The sequence below is a fragment of the Mesobacterium pallidum genome (assembly GCF_019966535.1).
Taxonomy (GTDB): Bacteria; Pseudomonadota; Alphaproteobacteria; order Rhodobacterales; family Rhodobacteraceae; genus Mesobacterium; species Mesobacterium pallidum.
Genome location: NZ_JAIMID010000015.1, coordinates 13861 through 32243, shown reverse-complemented (window position 1 = coordinate 32243; position 18383 = coordinate 13861). Strand labels below are relative to the sequence as shown.

Annotated in this window: 12 protein-coding genes; all 12 read right to left on the bottom strand. The window is 67.0% G+C overall.

Annotated elements, in window-relative coordinates; genetic code table 11:
• Window positions 1-35 precede the first annotated feature (35 nt).
• Complete coding sequence (locus MF270_RS19510) at window positions 36-1616, bottom strand: dynamin family protein (RefSeq protein ID WP_238367458.1); 1581 nt, start codon at window positions 1614-1616, stop codon at window positions 36-38.
• Window positions 1613-3682 carry a dynamin family protein gene (locus MF270_RS19505; protein ID WP_238367457.1) on the bottom strand — a complete coding sequence of 690 codons (2070 nt, stop codon included), beginning with the start codon at window positions 3680-3682 and terminating at the stop codon, window positions 1613-1615. Before MF270_RS19505 ends, MF270_RS19510 begins: the two co-directional genes overlap by 4 nt.
• 140 nt (window positions 3683-3822) lie before the next feature.
• A complete protein-coding gene (locus tag MF270_RS19500) occupies window positions 3823-4689 on the bottom strand; it encodes a dynamin family protein (RefSeq protein ID WP_238367456.1) in 867 nt (288 codons plus the stop codon).
• A 10-nt stretch (window positions 4690-4699) separates the two neighbouring features.
• Complete coding sequence (locus MF270_RS19495) at window positions 4700-6823, bottom strand: dynamin family protein (protein ID WP_238367455.1); 2124 nt, start codon at window positions 6821-6823, stop codon at window positions 4700-4702.
• A gap of 8 nt (window positions 6824-6831) precedes the next feature.
• Window positions 6832-7923: a P-loop NTPase family protein gene (locus tag MF270_RS19490; RefSeq protein ID WP_238367454.1), complete on the bottom strand. Its 1092-nt coding sequence runs from the start codon at window positions 7921-7923 to the stop codon at window positions 6832-6834.
• Window positions 7920-9935, bottom strand: coding sequence for a dynamin family protein (locus MF270_RS19485; RefSeq protein ID WP_238367453.1), 2016 nt, complete (start codon window positions 9933-9935; stop codon window positions 7920-7922). The genes MF270_RS19490 and MF270_RS19485 overlap by 4 nt, the downstream gene beginning before the upstream one ends.
• A 465-nt stretch (window positions 9936-10400) precedes the next feature.
• Window positions 10401-12743 (bottom strand): TRAP transporter permease, encoded by a 2343-nt coding sequence (locus tag MF270_RS19480; RefSeq protein ID WP_238367452.1) that lies wholly within the window; start codon window positions 12741-12743, stop codon window positions 10401-10403.
• A 99-nt stretch (window positions 12744-12842) separates the two neighbouring features.
• Window positions 12843-13898, bottom strand: a complete 1056-nt coding sequence (locus MF270_RS19475; RefSeq protein WP_238367451.1) for a TAXI family TRAP transporter solute-binding subunit — start codon at window positions 13896-13898, stop codon at window positions 12843-12845.
• 63 nt (window positions 13899-13961) lie between these two features.
• Window positions 13962-15632, bottom strand: coding sequence for a sulfatase-like hydrolase/transferase (locus tag MF270_RS19470; protein ID WP_238367450.1), 1671 nt, complete (start codon window positions 15630-15632; stop codon window positions 13962-13964).
• 135 nt (window positions 15633-15767) lie between these two features.
• Window positions 15768-17099: a cyclophilin-like fold protein gene (locus MF270_RS19465; RefSeq protein ID WP_238367449.1), complete on the bottom strand. Its 1332-nt coding sequence runs from the start codon at window positions 17097-17099 to the stop codon at window positions 15768-15770.
• 27 nt (window positions 17100-17126) lie between these two features.
• Window positions 17127-17537, bottom strand: coding sequence for an aldo/keto reductase (locus tag MF270_RS19460; RefSeq protein ID WP_238367448.1), 411 nt, complete (start codon window positions 17535-17537; stop codon window positions 17127-17129).
• A gap of 207 nt (window positions 17538-17744) precedes the next feature.
• A complete protein-coding gene (locus MF270_RS19455; RefSeq protein WP_238367447.1) occupies window positions 17745-18317 on the bottom strand; it encodes a TetR/AcrR family transcriptional regulator in 573 nt (190 codons plus the stop codon).
• Window positions 18318-18383: the final 66 nt, after the last annotated feature.

Sequence of the window (18383 nt, the reverse complement as noted above, 5' to 3'; positions counted from 1 at the left end):
ATGTCTTGTGTCCCGCGACCCTGCGACACGGTCGCCTATGCCGACTTCTTCTGGCGCAGGTCCCGGTCCTGCCCGAGGTCGTCGATCAGGTCTTCGACGGCGCGGACAAGCGAGGGCACCTGCGACAGGTCGTGCTGCTGGCGGACGTCGTTCCAAAGCGCCCGGATCCTGTCCACTTCGCGGTCACCCATGGCGGGTTCGGCGTGGCTTTCCGGCCGCACATCCGTACGGTCGTCATCGGTTTCCACGCGGCCTGGCGACGGGTCGCGCAGGCGGTAGCTGGCGAGATCCACGCGGGGCTTGGCAGAGTCCGCGCGGCCCGAGGGATCGGCCAGCCGGTGGCTGCGGATGTCGAGATCGGCCCCCGCGGACTGGAAGCCCGGCGTCTCGGCATCGTCATGTGCCACGACCGGCGCGGGCGTGGTACTGATCGGCCCGACCTTGGTCGCGGGTTCGGCCTGGGCCGCGCGCTTCCTGGCCGGATCGGCGACGCGAACCGGCACGAAGGAGGTGCCGCGGATCGGCACGGGAGCTGCCTCGGCCTTTGCCTCGGGCGCAGCGTCCGGCGCGGGTTCGGGGCGTTCTGCCTCCTCCGCCAAGGGAGTGGGAGCGCCCGCCTTCTCCACCGTGACCTCGGGCGCGGCTTCGGGTGCATCTGCCTGCTCTGCCGCGATCCCGACTGCCGGTGCAGGGGCACCTACGTCATCCGCCATGGTACCGAGCATGGGGGCGTCAACCTCCTCCGCCGCAGCCTCACCTGCGTCCTGCCCGACGAAGCCGAGGATGCCTCCGGTCTCCGGGCCGGCATCGGGCGCTGCCATCGGGCGGAGCGCCTTGTCACCCGAACCGACCACGTAGCGCGACAGCAGGTCGCTCCGCCGCACGTAGACGCCTTCGATGATCTGCTCGAGCATGTCGGCGAATTCCGCCGCGCCGCTGTCTTCCCAGGCCAGCACATTGCCAGCCTCGCGCGCCTTGAAGGCGTTGGTCAGCGACACGAACATGCGGGCGTTGAACAGGTGCTCGGTCTCGCGTTCCAGCCGGCGCTTGATCTTGAGCAGGTCGCGGTCCGAGGTGATCTTGTCCTTGCGGGTGACCAGCAGGATCGAGGTCTCGCGCAACCGCTTTGGCAGATCCTCCCAGGCGCCGCGTTCGCTTTCGCGCCAGGCCTGGCCGGCATGGGTGCACCACATGACGGCATTGGCATAGCGGATCGTGCGCAGCCAGTACGAGGTCTTGATGTTCGGGTCCGAGATGCCGGGCGTGTCGATCAGGTCGCAACGCTTGAGGATGTCGGCCTTGCAGAAGACACGGATGTAGCTGGTCTTGGTGATCGGGATCGCGCCGGTGTTCGACAGGCTCACCTTGTGGCGGGTGCCGTCGTGGTCCATCCGGTAGGGTGCCGCGTCGCCGTGGCTCAGCCAGACCGGCGGCATCCGGGTCGCGGTGACCTGCGTGGGCAGGATGTCCTGGCCCATCAACAGGTTCAGCAGCGTCGACTTGCCCGAACTGAATTCGCCCATCAGGGCCATGACGGGCTTGCGCATGCTCCACTTGGCCAGGCGGTCGAACTGGGCGGCGGTCACGGGGCGTTCGGTCATGCTGTCGCGCGTCACTTGCGGGCCCCTGCCTCGGCGGCGTTGCGGCTCACGGCGGTCTCGTAGAGCGTGCGGAAGCTTTCCGCGGCCAAGGTGTTGTTGCTGGCCAGCTTGCGCAGGGTCGCGGCGCCGAAGATGATGCCCATGACGGTCTGCGCCTGCTCGACCTGGAAGCGGTCGAGGGTCTTGCGCATGTCGGTGAAGACCACGTCCAGCTGGTTGTCGCGCAGGTCGGACAGGATCGTCTCGATCTCGGCCTCGATCAGGGCGGCATAATCCTCGGCATGGGATTTCAGCCCGCGGCGGCGCTGCCACCAGCGCTTCCACCAGGTGTCGCCCAGATCGACGGCGATGGTCTTGCCCAGGCCCACCGGCGGCGGGATCTTGGGCACGCTTGGCGGCACGATCTCGAAGCCCTCGATGTCGATGCCCAGGCGGTCGACATAGACCGCGGTGTAGCCGGCGGCCAGTTCCCCGTAGATCCTGGTCGCGGCGGCCTTGGCGTCGGCGGCAAAGCGGTCGTATTCCGTCCGCAGCACAAGGCGCAGGCCCGAGGAGTTGAAGGTCCAGGTCTCTTCGCCCGGCTTGGACTGAAGGTGCTGGACCAGGGCCTCGCGGGCGCGGCCCACGTAGTCGGCCTTGATCTTCTCCAGCGCCGGGCCGAAGCCCTCGCGCAGCCCGCCGATGGTGCGGTCGAACTCGGACTGCGCCCGGGCCGCCATGCGGTTCAGCTCGGTCCGCAGCTCGGTGCTGTCGACGCTGGCCAGCCGCTCGGCCGCCGCTGCGCTGCTGCCGATGGCAGTCTTGGCCTCGATCTCGCTCGAGATGTTCTGCAACTCCACTCGGATACCCTCCAGGTGTGCGGCGCCGGACCCGTCCACGATGCGTTCGCCCACAGCGCGCAACAGCGCTGGCACGCCGGACAGGTTCCAGACATGGGTGTCGCGATCCTTGTCCGCTGCGACGCCGCCGTTGCGGGCCCAGTCCCTGAGCGCCGCCTCGGACTCTTCGTCCAGCATGGAATAATCGCCGCTCAGCGCCATCTCGGCCCAGCGGGCGCTGCCAAAGACGACTTCGACGTCCTTGAGCGAGGGGTAGCGCTTGAGCGTGCTGCGGATCGAGCCGAGGATCTCGGGCACCTGGGTGCCCGGCTGCGGCAGCTCGTCGATACGGTTGACGAACAGGACCACCTGGCGGTGCTCGTAGTTCGAGATCAGGCGCACCAGCGCAAGGTCGGTGGTGTTCAGCGCCTCGTGGGCCGACAGCACCACGACGCAGACCTTTGAGCCGCGCAGCGCCCGGATGGTGATCTGTTCGCGCACCATGAAGGTGTCGTTGACGCCGGGGGTGTCGCGCAGCACAAGCGGGCCGCCGATCTCGGGCACGTCCAGCCAGATGTCGGCCGACTTGATCAGGTCGGAAAAGCGGCCCTGCTGGCTGTCGGGATTGTCCGCGATCTCTTCGGGATCGCCCAGGCAGACGTAGCGCTCCATCAACTCGGCATCGACATGGTCGAACGTGTGAGTCTTGCCCAGCAGCGCCTCGTACATGGTGCCCAGCCGGGCCTGCGCGGTCGCGCGCAGCTCGTCGATCTGGCTGCGCAGCTTGGCAAGGTCGTCCTCGGCACCGGCCCGGCCGGCCAGTTCGCCCATGCGTCCGCCGCCCTTGACCAGCTTGTCCCATTCGTCCGCGGCAAAGAACTCGAACGCCGCCCGCACCTTGGGATCGGCGTTGCGGGCGTTCATGTGGATCGAGGTCACGACCGAGGTCCAGGGATTCACGTCCGACGGCAGCAGGCCGATGTCGCCGCTCAGCACGTTCGACAGCGCGGTCTTGCCGGCCTTGACCTGGCCGATCAGCGTCACGGACGCCTCGAAGCTGTCGATCTTGCGCAGCAGCAGGTTCAGCTTGCGCTGCACGCTGGCATCGGCGCCGCGCACCTGGGCCTGCACATCCTCGCGCAGCGTGTCGAGCGTCCGGAAGAACGGGCGGATCGCCTCGGACCCATGCGACAGCAGCTTGCGGTTCACCGGACCCGCGGCCCTGGCCCGAGCGTAGTCGATAGAGGAAGCGATATCTCTCATGTGTGTCTCCGTACTCGCACACGCCGCGGCGGGTTTCATACCGCAGCATACCTCGCGCCCCGGCCGGACCAGCCGAGGCGATCATTCATCACAATGTCTCGTCGGGTTCGGGCTGCTCGGCCTCTGCGACGGATCGGACCTTACGACGGGTATTCGGCCTGGGGGGACGCCCCCTCGCCGGCGCGCACGGACCGGAAGACGCAATCGACGTCAACCTCGGACCCTAGACCCGATTCATGGTGAATATTGGTAACGCCTGTGGGCGAATTGTGGCCATTTGCCATCACGCTCGTGGCGTCAGAAAAGTCGTCGCCTTCGCCGATGCCGCGCGCCGACGGACGGGCCATCAGCTCTTCGATCCGGTCCATGATGGCGGCGCCGCCGGTCTCTTCCCAGGCCTGGCGCGACTTGCCGGCCGTGGCGACCAGGTCGCGGGTGCCATGGACGAAATGCGCGGCGTCGAAATAGTCCATCGTCTCGGCCTCGATCCGGGCCATCAGCTTTTCGGAGTCGCGCCTGGTGCGCAGCTTGTCCGCGCGCGAGATGGCCAGGATGGTGCGGCCGGGGATCACGGTCTCGAGCTCGTCGAGGATGCGCTGCTCGGTCAGGCGCCAGGCCTGCGAGGCGATGGTCACCCAGATCAGCACGTCGGCCGAGCGCACGAGGGCAAAGTGATCGTCCGTCAGCTCGTCCGCGGTGGTCAGCGGCAGTTCGAGGAACTCGTAGGACTTCACGTGCCGGGCGCTGGAGTGGATCAATATCCGGTCGGCGCCGCGCAGCGCCTCATGGTCGCCGAACTCGGGCGTCAGGATGGTGCCGTCGGGAAAGGCCGACTGCACGCGGCGGCTGGGTGCCCAGCGGGCCGCCACATAGGGCCGGACGGGAGCGCCCAGGTTGTCGGGCAGCAGCCGCTCGCGCAGCAGGCAGTTCAGGACGGTCGATTTCCCCGAGGAAACCTCGCCGCAGATGACAATTCGGGTAGTGCCGGGTTCGCGCTGGATCAACATCAGTCGTCTCCTATGCCGCTTTTGCCAGGTCGGATCGGGCGAGCGAGCTTTCGATGGCCGAGAGGTTGATCAGGCGTCGCTCGATCACTTCCATCTGGCTTTGGACCCGCTGCACGATCACGCGGCGGAAATCCGGATCGCTCGCGACCTTCTCGTATTCGATCATTTCCTTCTTCATCCCGTGCATGCGCTGGTTGAACGAGGATTCGAACATGCGCAGCATGACGTGGATGCGGTCGTTGCCGGCCGTGGCCCGTTCGATCTGGGCCTCGTTGAAGGCCGCGAGGATCTTTTCGATCGGCGGCCGCAGCTCTTCGGCGGCGATGGTCCGCAGCGCCTCGAGCGTCTTTTCCACGTTGAACGTCTTTTTCTTCCAGAACGCCCAGGACCGGTTGGCGATCAGGTTCACCTTGAGCGCCGGCTGCGCCAGCGTCAGGGTCGACACGAAGTCCTGGTGCGGCAGGTCATCCAGCGTGATCGCCGCGGTATCGTCGCCGTAGCTGTCCTTGAGGATCTGCCGGCAGGCCGTCAGGCAGTTGTTCAGCACCACGTCGTTGCCAGTGCGCGAGGCGGTCCAGGCGGTCTCGACCTCGCGTTCCATGGCGCGCTGCAGGGGTGCCAGGTCGATGGTCAGGGACTTGCCCGACCCGCCGCCGCGCACCTTGCTTGCGAACAGGTGGCTCTCGAACGCGGTCTTCTGGTTGTCCACGAAGGTCTCGATGCAGCCCAGCAGGCGCTTTTCCAGCCGCGACCAGGCCTTGCCGACGACCTTCTCGATCTGGACCTCGGTGCTGTCGGCCTGCTCTTCGAGCTTGGCGTGCAGGGCCTTGAGCGTCTCGATCTCGCCCTTGAGGTCGGAAATCGCCATGGCCGCCACGTCGCCGTTGATGTGGCTCACCTGGGTCTGCAGCGTGTCGCGCGCGCGCCGGTTGACGAACAGAACGCCCTCGAGCTCGGCCCGGATGTCGCCCTTGATCGTGGCCAGCTGGCTCGAGCCGATGCCACGGTCGATCACCTTGGACAGCTCGGACTTGATCGCGCCGATGCCCGAGGCCAGCAGAAGGCGGTCGTCGCGGTCCTCGGGCACCTGGCCGTAGCGCGACTTGAGATAGCGGGCGAGGCGGGCGTCATCCAGAGCGGCGCGCTGTTCCTCGGCCTCTTCGCCATCCTGCAGGGTCAGGTCGGCCATGTAGCCGGACCCGGCCACGATGCTGAAATCGATGTCGGGGATCGCCCCTTTCAGCCGGCGCGACACATCGTCCAGCACGCGCGGCACGTCGGTGTCGTAGTCGTCCAGCTCGTCGATCCGGTTGACGAAGATCATCACGTCCTTGTTGTCCTGCTTGGCCAGGATGCGGATCAGCGCGATGTCCACGTCGGTCAGCGGCTGGTGCGCCGACAGGACCACGATGAACACGTCCGACTTGTCGAGGCTGCGGCAGGTGAATTCGTCGCGCACGAGGAAGGGATCGTTCACGCCGGGTGTATCGGTGATGATCGTCGGCACCTGGAATTCCGGCAGGCGGGTGTAGACATGGGCCACCTTGGTCAGGGCCGAATACTGCCCGGTCGCATCGGTGACCTTGCCGCCGTTCATGCCGGGGCCGGCGCAGACATAGGCCTTGAGCAGGTCCGAGGTGACGAAGTCGTAATCATGTGCCGTGCCCAGAAGGTCCTTGAAGCTCTTGCCCAGGCGTTCCTCGGCGCGGATGCGCATCTCCTCGCTCTGCTTGCGCAGCAGCTTGGTGTCAAAGCCCGGCAGCAGCTGTTCGGTCAGCTTGCGGATCTTCGATTCGCCCGACACGATCTCATCCCAGTCCCTCTCGGCGAAGAACTCGAAGCTGCCGCCCGAGATCGGGTCCTGCGGCAGGTTGATGCGGATGTTCGTGACGACCGAGGTCCAGGGGTTCACGTCCGAGGGCAGAAAGTCGTGGTTGTAGAGGAAGGCGTTGAGAAAGGTCGACTTGCCGGCCTTGACCTGGCCGATGACGGCGACCTTGGCGGCCCAGCCGTCCAGCCGCCTGCGCAGGCCACGGAAGATGTCGCGCTTGTCACGGCCGGCCGCCTTTTCAAGGTTGTCCAGCGTGTCGCGAAGGAAATCGAGTTCCTGCCGTTGGGCGGGTGCAATCTTCATGACTTCCCTCACTCGCTGCCATCGGCACCCACGGCCCTTCCGCCGCGTGCCTTGCCGGAATATCCATCGACGCCCCCCGGCGTTTCCTTGGGACCGCTGTCGATCAAGGTGATCAGCCGCTCGACCGCGGCCAGGATCGCCTCGGGGTCCGAGGTGTCGAGCCCGCGCGATAGGCCTTCCCACTGGGCGCGGGCCATGCCCGTCTCGTTGGCGCGGGCCGCGGCGCGGGCCAGTTGCACGACCTTGAAATCGTCGATCGGCTCTTCCTCGACCGCGCGCTTGACGCGGCGCGGCCGGATGATCTGCATCGCGCGCGCGGCACTGCTCTGCCGCTCGGCCTCGGGCCGGGCCGGCGCCTGGCCGGCAACGGCGGCCTTGCCAGCCAGGAAATCGGCCATCAGGGTGTTGTGGGCGCCGGTCAGGGGCTCGAGCCGCGACGCGATGTGGCGGATGTGGTCGCGGATGCCGTCCAGGTCCTCGGGGTCCAGCAGCGACGCCATCAGGAAGGTGTCGAAATAGGCCGCGGCCTCGCGCTCGACCCGTTGCAGCACGCGCCCGGCATTGGCCTGGTCGGGCATCAGGTCGGCATGGGTGATGATCAGCATGGCGTTGTTGCGCAGCCGCTGCGGCATCGCCTGCCACACGGCCTTTTCGCTTTGCCGCCAGGCCTGGGTGCCATTGGTGCACCAGACCACCGCGTCGGCATAGTCAAGCATGCGCTGCCAGGTCACGGCCGCCATGTTCGGGTCCGAGTTGCCGGGCGTGTCGATGATATCGAGATCCTCGAGGATCGAGGCCGAATGGCCCATGAAGCAATAGCTGGTCCTGTCGATGTTGATCTCGCCCAGGCCCGACAGGCCCTCCAGCCGGCCGGCGTGATCGACCCGCGCAAGGCCCCGCGCCTCGCCCACCAGCCAGATCGGCGGCAGCGCGGTCGCGGTCACGTTCGAGGGCAGCACGGGCGCCTCGGCGAGGCCGTTGATCAGCCGGGTCTTGCCGGCGCTGAACTCACCGGCCACGAGAATGCGCGGCTTGCGCGGCTCTCCGCCACCGGCGGGCTGCTGCTGGGCGGAGGGGCGGCTCCATCTGCTGCGTTTCATGCGGAAATCCTCCGGATCAGCGCGGCGTCATCGTCGTCGACCCCAAAGCGCGACTCGGCCTCGATCTCTTCGACGCTGCGGCTGATGCGTTCCAGCATCGCCTCGCAAAACTTGCCCTGGTCAAGCGCGAAGGTCGTGATGATGTCGCGGGTCGCGTCCACCGCCGGGTCGTAGAACTGCGTGATCAGGTCGTCGATCAGCGGCGTGGTCTCGTCGATGATCATCGTGCGGTACTTCTTTTCGACCTTCTTGGCGGCGCCAATCCGCATCAGCCGGCGCGAGCCGGCGACGGACCAGATCTTTTGCCACCAGCCGCCATCGAGGTCGAGCGACAGCGTCCGCGCCAGCACGGTCGGCGCCTGGTGCACGGGCTGCTCGGGGAACTCGATCTTGTCGCCGTCGCGGAACACGCCAAGGTCGTTCTGCAGGATGTCCTGGATCTGGTCGAGCACGGTCATGAACCCCGCCTCGCCCTCGCGCCGCAGCTTGCTGCAGGCCGAGTTGAAGGCGGTCTTCATCGCCATCCGCAGGCTCATCGGGTCGTTGTCCCAGCTGCCGGTCTCGCCGTACATCGCGATATGGGCCTGCAGGGATTCCACGGCCGAGGTCACGTAGGTCGCCTGGCTGCGCTCGAGCCGTTCGCGCAGGCTGGCGCGCAATTCGTCCGCGCCCTGGTCGAACTGGCTGGTCACCTGCTGCAGCACGTCGCCGACGCGCAGCATGAGGTCGGGCCGGGTCAGGGTCACGCCCTTGCCGTCGCGCAGCACCTCGGTCGCGTTCTCGACCGTCTCGCTCATCTCGATGATGGTCTCGATCTCGCGCTCGAGATCCGACAGGAAGGCCGCGCCGACCCCCTCGACCACGCGCCGGGCAATGGCGCGGTGCAGGGCGGGCACGCCCGAGGCCTGCAGGGCCGCCTCGCGCAGGGCGTCGATATCCGACAGATCCTCGCCTTCGAACATGGTCGCAAGCGATTGCTGGCTGCGACGCGACATGGTCCCCTTGCCCGACAGGGCAAAGTTGGCCCAGTAGCCGCTGCCGAAGAGGATCTCGATGTCCTGGTTCAGGCCCAGCCGCGCCAGCGTCCGCTGGATCGAGGAGCGGATGCGCACCTGCTCGCCCTCAGGGTCGGGCAGTTCGTCGATGCGGTTGACAAAGATCAGCACCTCGCGCGCCTCGACGGCGCAGATGATGCGCAGCAGGGCCACGTCCATCGTGGACAGCGCCTGGTGCGCCGACAGCACGACCACGCAGACGCGGCTGTCGCTGATCGCGTTCAGCGTGATCTGTTCGCGCATCATGAAGGTGTCGTTGACGCCGGGCGTGTCGCGCAGCAGCAGGCCGCGCGGCAGGTCGTCGTTGTCGAGGTAGAGATCGGCGGACTTGGTCAGGTCGGCATAGACGCCTTCCTGCGCGCCACCCGCCAGTTCGGACGGATCGCCGTAGCAGATGTAGCGGTTGATCGTTTCCCGGTCGAGATCGGGGAAGGCATGGCTTTTGCCCAGCAGCTCGTCGAACTGGTCGCCCAGCCGCGCCTCGGTCGTCTCGCGCATCTCGCTGACCTGGGCGCGGACCTCGTCCGCCTCGGTCTCGAACCCCGCGCGCGAGGCCATCTCGCCCAGGCGGCCGCCGGTCGCGACGAGGCGGTCCCATTCGTGGCTGTCGAAAAAGCGGAACAGCGCCCGGGTGTCCATCGGGCGGTGGCGGCTGTTCAGGTGCAGACCGGTGATGACCGAGGTCCAGGGGTTCACGTCCGAGGGCAGCAGGTCGGTTTCGCCGACCAGCGCGTTCAGCAGCGTGCTCTTGCCCGCCTTGATCTGGCCGATGATGCTGACCGAGGGCTCGAAGGAGCGGATCCGGTCAAGCACCCGCTCGATCGGTTCATCGACGAAACTCAGCGCGTCCTCGGCAAACGACTCGACCGCGCCTTCCAGCGCGTCGAGGCTTTCCCAGTACTGGTTGAGCTCTTCGAACCCCTCGCGGTGCATCCGCCTGATCTTGCCTTGCGACATGAGAGCCTCTCTTCAGAATTTCGACGCCCCGGCTGACGTCGCACCAAACCACACACATTTCCGGCGAAAGACCGAACCGAATTCGCCATGGGCGAAGGGCTCGACATCCAACTTGGTTAACAATGTTTATTGGTTAATAGGGGCAAGACTTGGGCCAAACCGGACCGAAGTCATGAAGCGCGGGTCAGCCGGGCGCGCGCGCGGCGGGCACAACCTTGGGCTTTGTCCCTGCCGAAGGCGGCCAGTGGCCTTGCCCGCAAGGGCTTTTCGCAGTGTGCGGGAAAGCAACAAGAATTTGGCACAAATGTGGCCAAACCGGCAGTTGCACGGCGCGGAGGCCGATCCGCCGCCGGCAGCGCGACTCGGCCGTGTGCGGGATGGAAACAATCCCCTGCGGCAACCCCCGCGATCCCCCCTGCGGGGCGAAACAATCCCGCCGAAAAGGCGGGATTCCTCCGCCCGCGCTCAGGCCGGGGCGCGCGCCGCGGACCCGCCGCCGGGACTGCGGCGGTGCCAGACCAGCAGCGCCGCGCCCGCGACAAGCCCGATGCCGAAGAGCCAGGGCGACTTCATCATCACCAGCACCGCCAACGCCAGCCGCAGCACCATCTCGGCCCCGCCCATGCGCCGCGTCTCGAACCGGGCCAGCACGCTGGCCACCAGGTAGAGCGCAAAGCCCAGCCGCAGCACGAGGCCCGCCAGCAGCAGCGGATGCACCCGCCCGTCAAGGCCGGGCAAGTAGGGCTCGCCCCCGCCGGCGGGGTTCAGCTGGGCGGCCTCGATCAGCAGAAGCTCGGGGTAGAAGGCAAAGATGAACGGGATGAGGAACATCACGATCCCCGCCCGCACGGCGGCAAAGCCGGTCTGCATCGGGTCGGCCTTGGTGATCGAGGCCGCGGCAAAGGCCGCCACTGCCACCGGCGGCGTGATCGCCGAGGCGACAGCAAAGTAGAAGACGAACATATGCGCGGTGAAGGTCGCGATGCCGAGGCTGACCAGCATCGGCCCCATCAAGAGCGCCACGTTGATATAGGCGGGCACCGTCGGCATCCCCATGCCCAGCAGGATCGCCATCGCCATGGTCGCCAGCAGCGCCACGAACATGAACAGCGGGCTCGACCCGGCATCCATACCGGAATGGCGCAGCCAGCCGACGATATCGACGGCGATGTAGTTGGAAAGCCCGGTGAAATTCAGGCAGAAGTCGATGACGGACACGGCCAGGAACATCAGGTACAGGCGCGACACCAGCAGGCCCGCATCGGCCAGCGCGGCGATGATCATGCCGGGTTTCCGCCGGATCTCGCGGTCGAGGAAGAACAGCACCGCCAGCAGCGCCGTCGCCCACCACCCGGCCGAACCCGCGTCGCCGGCCGAGTTCTGGATCAGCTCGAGCAGCCAGGGCAGGTTCTCGGCCCGGCAATTGCCCTCGGTGATGATCTGCGTGACGCCCCAGAGCCCGGCCAGCGGGCCGCAGCCCACCGCCTCTTTCGGGGTCAGCAGCAGGACGAGGATCAGCAGGATCGGCAGGAAGATCATCACCAAGTGCAGTTTGTCCTCGCGTGTCAGGCGCATGTCGTCGGTGACATCGCCGACCGCCTCGATCCCCTGCTTGCGGGCCTGGAAGACCACCGTGAGGAAGAGGCAGCCGAAATACGCCGCCGCCGGCAGGGTGGCGGCGATGATGACCTCGCGGTAGGGCACGACGGTCATGGCCGACAGCACGAAGGCCGCGACGCCCATCACCGGCGGCATGATCTGCCCGCCGGAACTCGCCGCCGCCTCGATCCCGCCAGCGAACCGGGCGCTGAAGTTGCGTTTCAGCATCATCGGGATGGTCAGCACCCCGGTGGACAGCACGTTGACCACCGGCCCGCCCGAGATCGTGCCGAACATGGCCGAGCTGACGATGGCCGCATGGGCCGGCCCGCCGCGCAGGCGCCGCGTCCAAAGGAAGGCGAGCTTGATCAGCGACCGCCCTCCGGCCGAGACGCCGAACAGCGAGCCAAGCACGATGTAGGGGAACACCGTGCTCATCAGGATGGCCATGAACCGGCCAAGCAGCCCCTGCGCATTGTTCGTCAGGATGTCGCGCACGTTGGGGCGCCCGTCGAGCAACTGGCGCGGCTCTCCGCCCAGCTTGGTCACGAGGTACTTGTTGATGTCGTCCGCGCCGAAGACATACCAGATGTAGACGGTCGCCAGGGTATAGGCGGCGATCAGGATCGCTACGGCGACCAGCGGAAAGCCCCAGACCCGCACGTTGTAGCCCAGGAACACCGCGATCGAGACCGCCATCAGCGGGAAGATCCCCATCCCCAGCGTGGTGATGCAGGCCGGGTCATCCACCGTGGACGGCGGCGGCAGGCCCATGGATTCGGCAAAGGCGATCTCGTCCTGCAGGGCCTGGGCGATCAGCGCCGCCCGTTCGCCGGTGATCTGGTCGATCAGGCAGACGCTGTCGATCTCGATGAGATACGCCGCCGCCATGACGACCGCCATGACCACCAGCGCGATGTCCATGAAAAGGCCGAAGGCATGGCGCGCCTTGCCCTGGTCCCGGAACATCCGCGCCATCGACTGGTCCATCGCGACGACGGACATCATCAGCACGAAGCATAGCGGCGCCAGGTATTCGAAGGTAAAGCGCCGGATCTTGACCCCGTCGCCCAGCAGCCCCTCGGCCGCGGCGTCAAGCCCGGGGATCGACGGCATGGTGTTCAAGAGGCCGATGGTGACAAGGACAAAGCCCAGCATCAGCGAAATCCGGTTGAACAGGCTCGGGGGCCGAAGAAGCTCGGAGGACATGGTCTCCCCTCCCGGGGTCGTCGACGCAGGGTCAGGGGTGGAATGCCCGGGCGACGCGGGGTGCGCCCGGGGCAAGGACGGCGGCCAAGTCGCCGGGGGTCACTCCTTGGCGCAGTCGGGCACGGTGTAGCCGGCCTCTTCCCAGGCGGCGACGGCGCCGGGGTGGTACTTGAGCGGATTGGCCCCGCAGAAGCCCGAGGCCGCCGGGTCGAGAACCCCGACATTGACGTTCTTCATGTAGGGCGTGCGTTCCTTGAGCTGCGGGATCGTCTCGATGTAGGTGGCGACCAGCGCCTTGGCGAGATCGAAGTCCATGTCCTTGTTGACCACGTCGGCAAAGGCGGTGCCGATGCCGCGGAACAGGGTGTCGTCCGAGATCAGGCGCACCCCGTCGCCGGAATAGCCCGCTTCCGACCAGTCCAGTTCGATCGGCACGTTGCCCGGCGCGTTGAACACCTTGCGGAAGGCCTCGGATTCAAAGGTGTCCTTGGGGGTCGAGACGATGGCAACATCGCCAGCGGCCTGCATGGTCGTGACGCGGTCCGAGGGGAAGGTCAGCGGAACGACGAAGGCATCCATGGACCCGTCGACGAGTCGCCCGGCCAGTTGGCCCCAGTTGTCCTGGTGGCCGGTGTAATCCTCACCGTCCTTCAGGCCGGCGGCCAGAAAGATCGCCTGCCGCGCGTTGACCAGCGCGGCGCCGCGCGGCGGGCCGTTCCAGACGTTCTTGCCACGCAGGTCGTCCCAGCTGGTGATGCCTTCGCTTTCCAGCGCCATCAGCCCGTAGGCCCCGGCATTGTAGGGCACCAGCGCGCGCAGGTTCCCGGCCAGCGCGGCACCCTTTTCCTCGCCCAGCGCGGCGTAGGGCCCGCGTCCCTTGGACATCAGGAACCCCAGCAGCAGCGGCATGGCCGAAATGTCCGTCCGCCCCTCGGCCACGTTCTGCGCCGAGTTGGTCAGCGTCTGGCCTTCCTGCACCTGCAGCGCCGCCACACCGGCGGTCGAGGCGGCCTCGGCCAGGTGGATGATGCTCACGTGCGGGGAATTGCCGGGGCTCGAGGTCTCGGCGGTCAGGTTGGCCTGGGCGGTGGCGCTGCCGGCGACAAGCGTCGCCGCCAGGCAGGCACCGGCAAAAGTCCTGGTCAGGTGTTTCATGTGTCTCCTCCCTTTATGTCTCGTGCCGCCGGGCCTCCTCCTGACCCGGCGACGGGGTGGCGGTCAGCCCGCCGGCCCCGATTTCATGTTCGCGGCCTTGCGGTCACGGTAGCACACCGTCTGGTCCAGCGGGGCCTCGGTTTCGTCATAGACGCCCAGCACGATGCCGCGGCGGCCGGTCTTGGTGCGCATATCGACAAGATCCTGTACGGACTTGGTCGTGCGCTGCGACTGGCGGCGGGTCCAGGCAAAGAGCCGGTCGTACATCCGGTCGATCACCTCGGCATGGTCGTCGCTGTCGCCCAGGTCCGTCAGCTCCTGCGGGTCGGTTTCCAGGTCGAACAGCATGGGGCGGTGGCCGCCCTCGAAATGGATCAGCTTCCAGCGCTTGTCGGCCACCATGAAACAGGCGGCATCCTTGACCGGCACGTCGTTGAAATGCGCGATCGGCGTGGCCGAGAAATCGTATTCGCAGATCACGTAGTCGCGTGTCGTCTCGGTGGCCTCTCCGTGCAGGATCGGGCGCAGGCTTTCCCCTTCGAGGATGTGGTAGGCGGGCTCGGCCCCCGACACCTCGACGAATGTCGGCGCAAGGTCGATCGCCTCGACCAGCGCGTCGCAGACCGTGCCGCGGGTCGCGTCCGCCTCGGGCGAAGGGTCGTAGATGATCAGCGGCACCTTGGTCGCCGTATCGTGGAAGAAGGTCTTTTCCCCCATCCAGTGATCGCCCAGGAAATCCCCGTGGTCGGACGTCAGCACGATCATCGTGTCCTCCATCCGCCCCGTTTCCTCGAGCCAATCGAACAAGCGCCCCATCTGGTCGTCGCATTGCTTGATCAGGCCCATGTAGGCCGGGATCACCGCCGCGCGCACCTCGTCGCGGCTGAACGCCTCGCCCACCTTGTTGTCCATGAACATGCGATAGACCGGGTGCGGGTTCTGCTTTTCGCTGTCCGACCGGACCACCGGCAGCACGTGCTCGGGGCCGTACATCGACGCATAGGGTTCGGGCACGATATAGGGCCAGTGCGGCTTGATGTAGGACAGGTGACAGCACCAGGGCCCCTCGGCCTGCTCCATGAAGGCCATCCCGCGGCCAGTCATATAGGGCGTTTCGCTGTCCTCTTCGGCGATGTTCGCCGCCTCGCGCGAGTTCTTGAGGAACCAGCCCGAAAGCACGTTGCCATCGGCGTCGAGGCCCGAGTTGGCGAAGTCGTGCCAGGGGTTGTCGCTCTCGTAGCCCTTGGCGCGCAGGTACTTGTTGTATTCCTTGGCGCCGTCCGGGTCGTAGGAGCCGTCCGGCCCCTCGGGCAGCATCCCGTCGTCGCGCTCGAACACGTCGAACCCGCATTCCGAGACACGGGCGCCGATGATGCTGTCGGGCGAGACGCCAAGGCGCATCATCCCCTCGACATCGGCGCGCATGTGGGTCTTGCCGACCAGCACGCAGTCCATCCCCTGCTTGCGCAGGTGGTCGCCCATCGTGATCTCGCCGATCTTGAGCGGCACGCCGTTCCAGGTCGCGCCGTGCGAATGCACGTAGCGGCCGGTATAGGTGCTCATCCGGGACGAGCCGCAGATTGGCGACTGGATGTAGGACCGGGTGAACCGGACGCCCTTGCTGGCGAGCCTGTCGATGTTCGGCGTGTGCAGATGCGGATGGCCGTAGCAGCTGAGGTAATCCCACCGCAGCTGGTCGAACATGATGAACAGGATATTCTTTGCCTTGGCCATGCGCGCCCCGTCGGGCCCGCCTGCCGGGTCTTGCGCCCGGGGTCGAGGCCCCTCCTCCCTTGATTCTCGCTGAAAGGGTAGCGGCTGCGTCCGGGCGGCGGAAATAGTATTTCCAAATGAACCATAACCGGAACGTTATGACAGGCCCTGCTCGCGCACCTCCTGCCGGATCATCTCGATCAGCAGCTGCGCGGGGGCGGACGGGGGGTGGCCGGCCGGCGTGGTGACGCCGACGGCGCCCATCATCGCGTCCTCGGTCAGGTCCAGCGGCACGACCTGGCCCGCCTCCAGCTCGCGCCGCATGGCGCCCTGCGGATGGCAGACCACGGCGTCGCTTTGTTGCAGGTAGTTGCGGGCGAACTCGAAGGAGATCGTCTCGACCAGGTTGCTGAACTGGTTGACGCCCCGGCCGACGAGAAAGCGGTCGATCTCGTCCCGGATGATCGTGCCCCGGATCGGCAGCACCACCGGAAAGGCGTCGAGGTCATGGACCGTGAGGTCCGCACGCCCCACCAGCGGATGCTTTGGCCGGACGAAGAATTGCAGCGACTCGGAATAGAGATGTTCGAAATGCAGCCCCGACATGTGCTCGGCCGCGAGCAGACGGCCAAAGGCGAAATCGACCTCTCCGCGCCCGAGGTATTGCTGCAAGCCGCTGCTTTGCGCGGCCAGGAAGGTGACGACGATCTCGGGATAGAGCGTCTTGAAGCGGCGCACCGCCCCCGGCATGATCATCCGCGCCACGTTGGGCAGCACGTAGGCGACGACGCGGTCGCCGGCCATCTGGCCGCGCAGCGCCTCGACCCCGCGGTCGATCTGGCCCATGCCGTTGGACACGAAGGACAGGAAGGTCTGCCCTGCCTCGGTCAGCACCAACCCGCCATGGGTCCGGTCGAACAGCACCGCGCCCAGCAGGTCCTCGAGTTCGCGCAGCGAGCGCGAGACCGACGGCTGCACGGTGCCCAGATCCTCGGCCGCGCGGGTAACCGACCCGTGGCGGGCGATGGCACGAAAGCAGCGCAGGTGGCGCATCCTGATCCGGCTGTCCGGCATGTCCCCCCTGCCCGTCTGCCCCTGGTCGGCGCGGTCGATCCGCACCTCTATATCGCCGCTGACGGCCAGCGCGTCAAAGGGGCCGTCGAACTGGCCCGGCCGCACCAGCCCGCGCGAAGCGGCAAAGGGCTTGAGGAAAATAGCAAGCTCGCTTTGGGGGCCATACTGGGTGATGGCGCTCGCCTTGGGCTGGCAGCCGCCGGGCATCCCGGTGGTGTCAAGCCGGCGGCCCAGGTCCGCGACCGTTTCGGCCCCGTGGCAGTCGGGCGGGTCGGCAGCAGCGCGACGCGCGTGGATCGGATCATGGGCATGCCTCCGGTCCGACGGGGGCGGGGCCGGAACCTGGTCGATCATCGGCTTGACCTTGGCGTTTTCCAGCGAGTTGTCGAGGTCTTCCTCGAGGACGTTCGACACGCCGATGGCGCGCAGCCTGCCGGCCTCTTAACGCTCTTCCAGCGCGGTCCAGGCCGCGAGGGTGCCGCCGAAGAAGCGGTCGTCGCCCGAGAAATGCCCCCACGGCGGGGGCGAGTGGATGATCATCAGGTCGCTGCAGTCGAGGCCCATCAGCCCGAGCGAGCCGTCGATGGCCACCTGGGCGCCGTCGTAACCCTTGTTGCTGGCGTCCAGCTTGGTGGTGACGAAGATCTCTTCGGGGGCCACGCCGCTGGTGCGGACGCCTTCGCCCACGCCAGGTTCGTTCTGGTAGGCCTGCCCGGTGTCGATGTGGCGGTAGCCGAGGTCGATGGAGTCCTTCACGGCTTTCGCCACGACGTCATCCTCGATCATCCAGGTGCCAAGACCCAGCTTGGAGATCGCTGCGCCGTTGGGCAGGGTGTAGCTGCCTTGCAGCATCGTGGTGCTCTGCCTTTCCTTCCGGGCCCCGGTGGGCCCATCTGCGCGCGGCTCTCGATGATCTCGACGTGCACGGCAGGCCTCAGGTCGGGGGATTGCACCATCGACTCGCTGCTCTGACCCAAGCTGGCGCCGGTTTTCAGGCAATTCCCGGCGGTGAACGTCGCACGGGTGCTGGACACGCTGCGCGAGCGCAAGCGAGGCGCGTCAGCCCGGCACCATCCGGAAGATGGTGTCCAGGACGGCGTCGTCGGTGTCGTCGACGAGCCCCGCACGCGCCGTGCGCCCCGACAGCGCCAGCAGCGAAAAGCCGTGCAGCGCCGACCAGCAGGTCATCGCGGTCCGCACGATCTCGCCGTCTTCGGCGCCGGGCATGGCATCGCGCACCATGTCGATGAACAGCAGCAGCGGCGACTCGGATGCCGCCTGGCCGGGCGCGGCCGCGTGATCTGCAAAGATCAGCTCGACCATGTTCGGGTGGGCGCGCACGTAGTCGAGGTAGAATTGCCCGGCCCGTTTCAGCCGCACGCGCGGCGGCAGGTCGGACGGAATGGCGGCATAGGCCGCGTGGCAGTCCTGCCGCGACGCCGCCGCCACCGCATCCAGCAGGTCCTGCTTGGTCGGGAAATGCCGATAGGGCGCCGACCGGGCCACGCCGATGTCCTGCGCCAGGCCGCGCAGCGACAGGTTCTCGATCCCGTCGCGTTCGATGGCGGTCGCGGCGGCCGAGATCAGGGCCGCGCGCAGGTCGCCATGATGAAAGGGGCGCTTGTCGGTCATGATTGCGTGTTTGACATGCGGTCCCGCGGCATGCAATGTGAGCGGTGCACACATTGCGAACGGAGG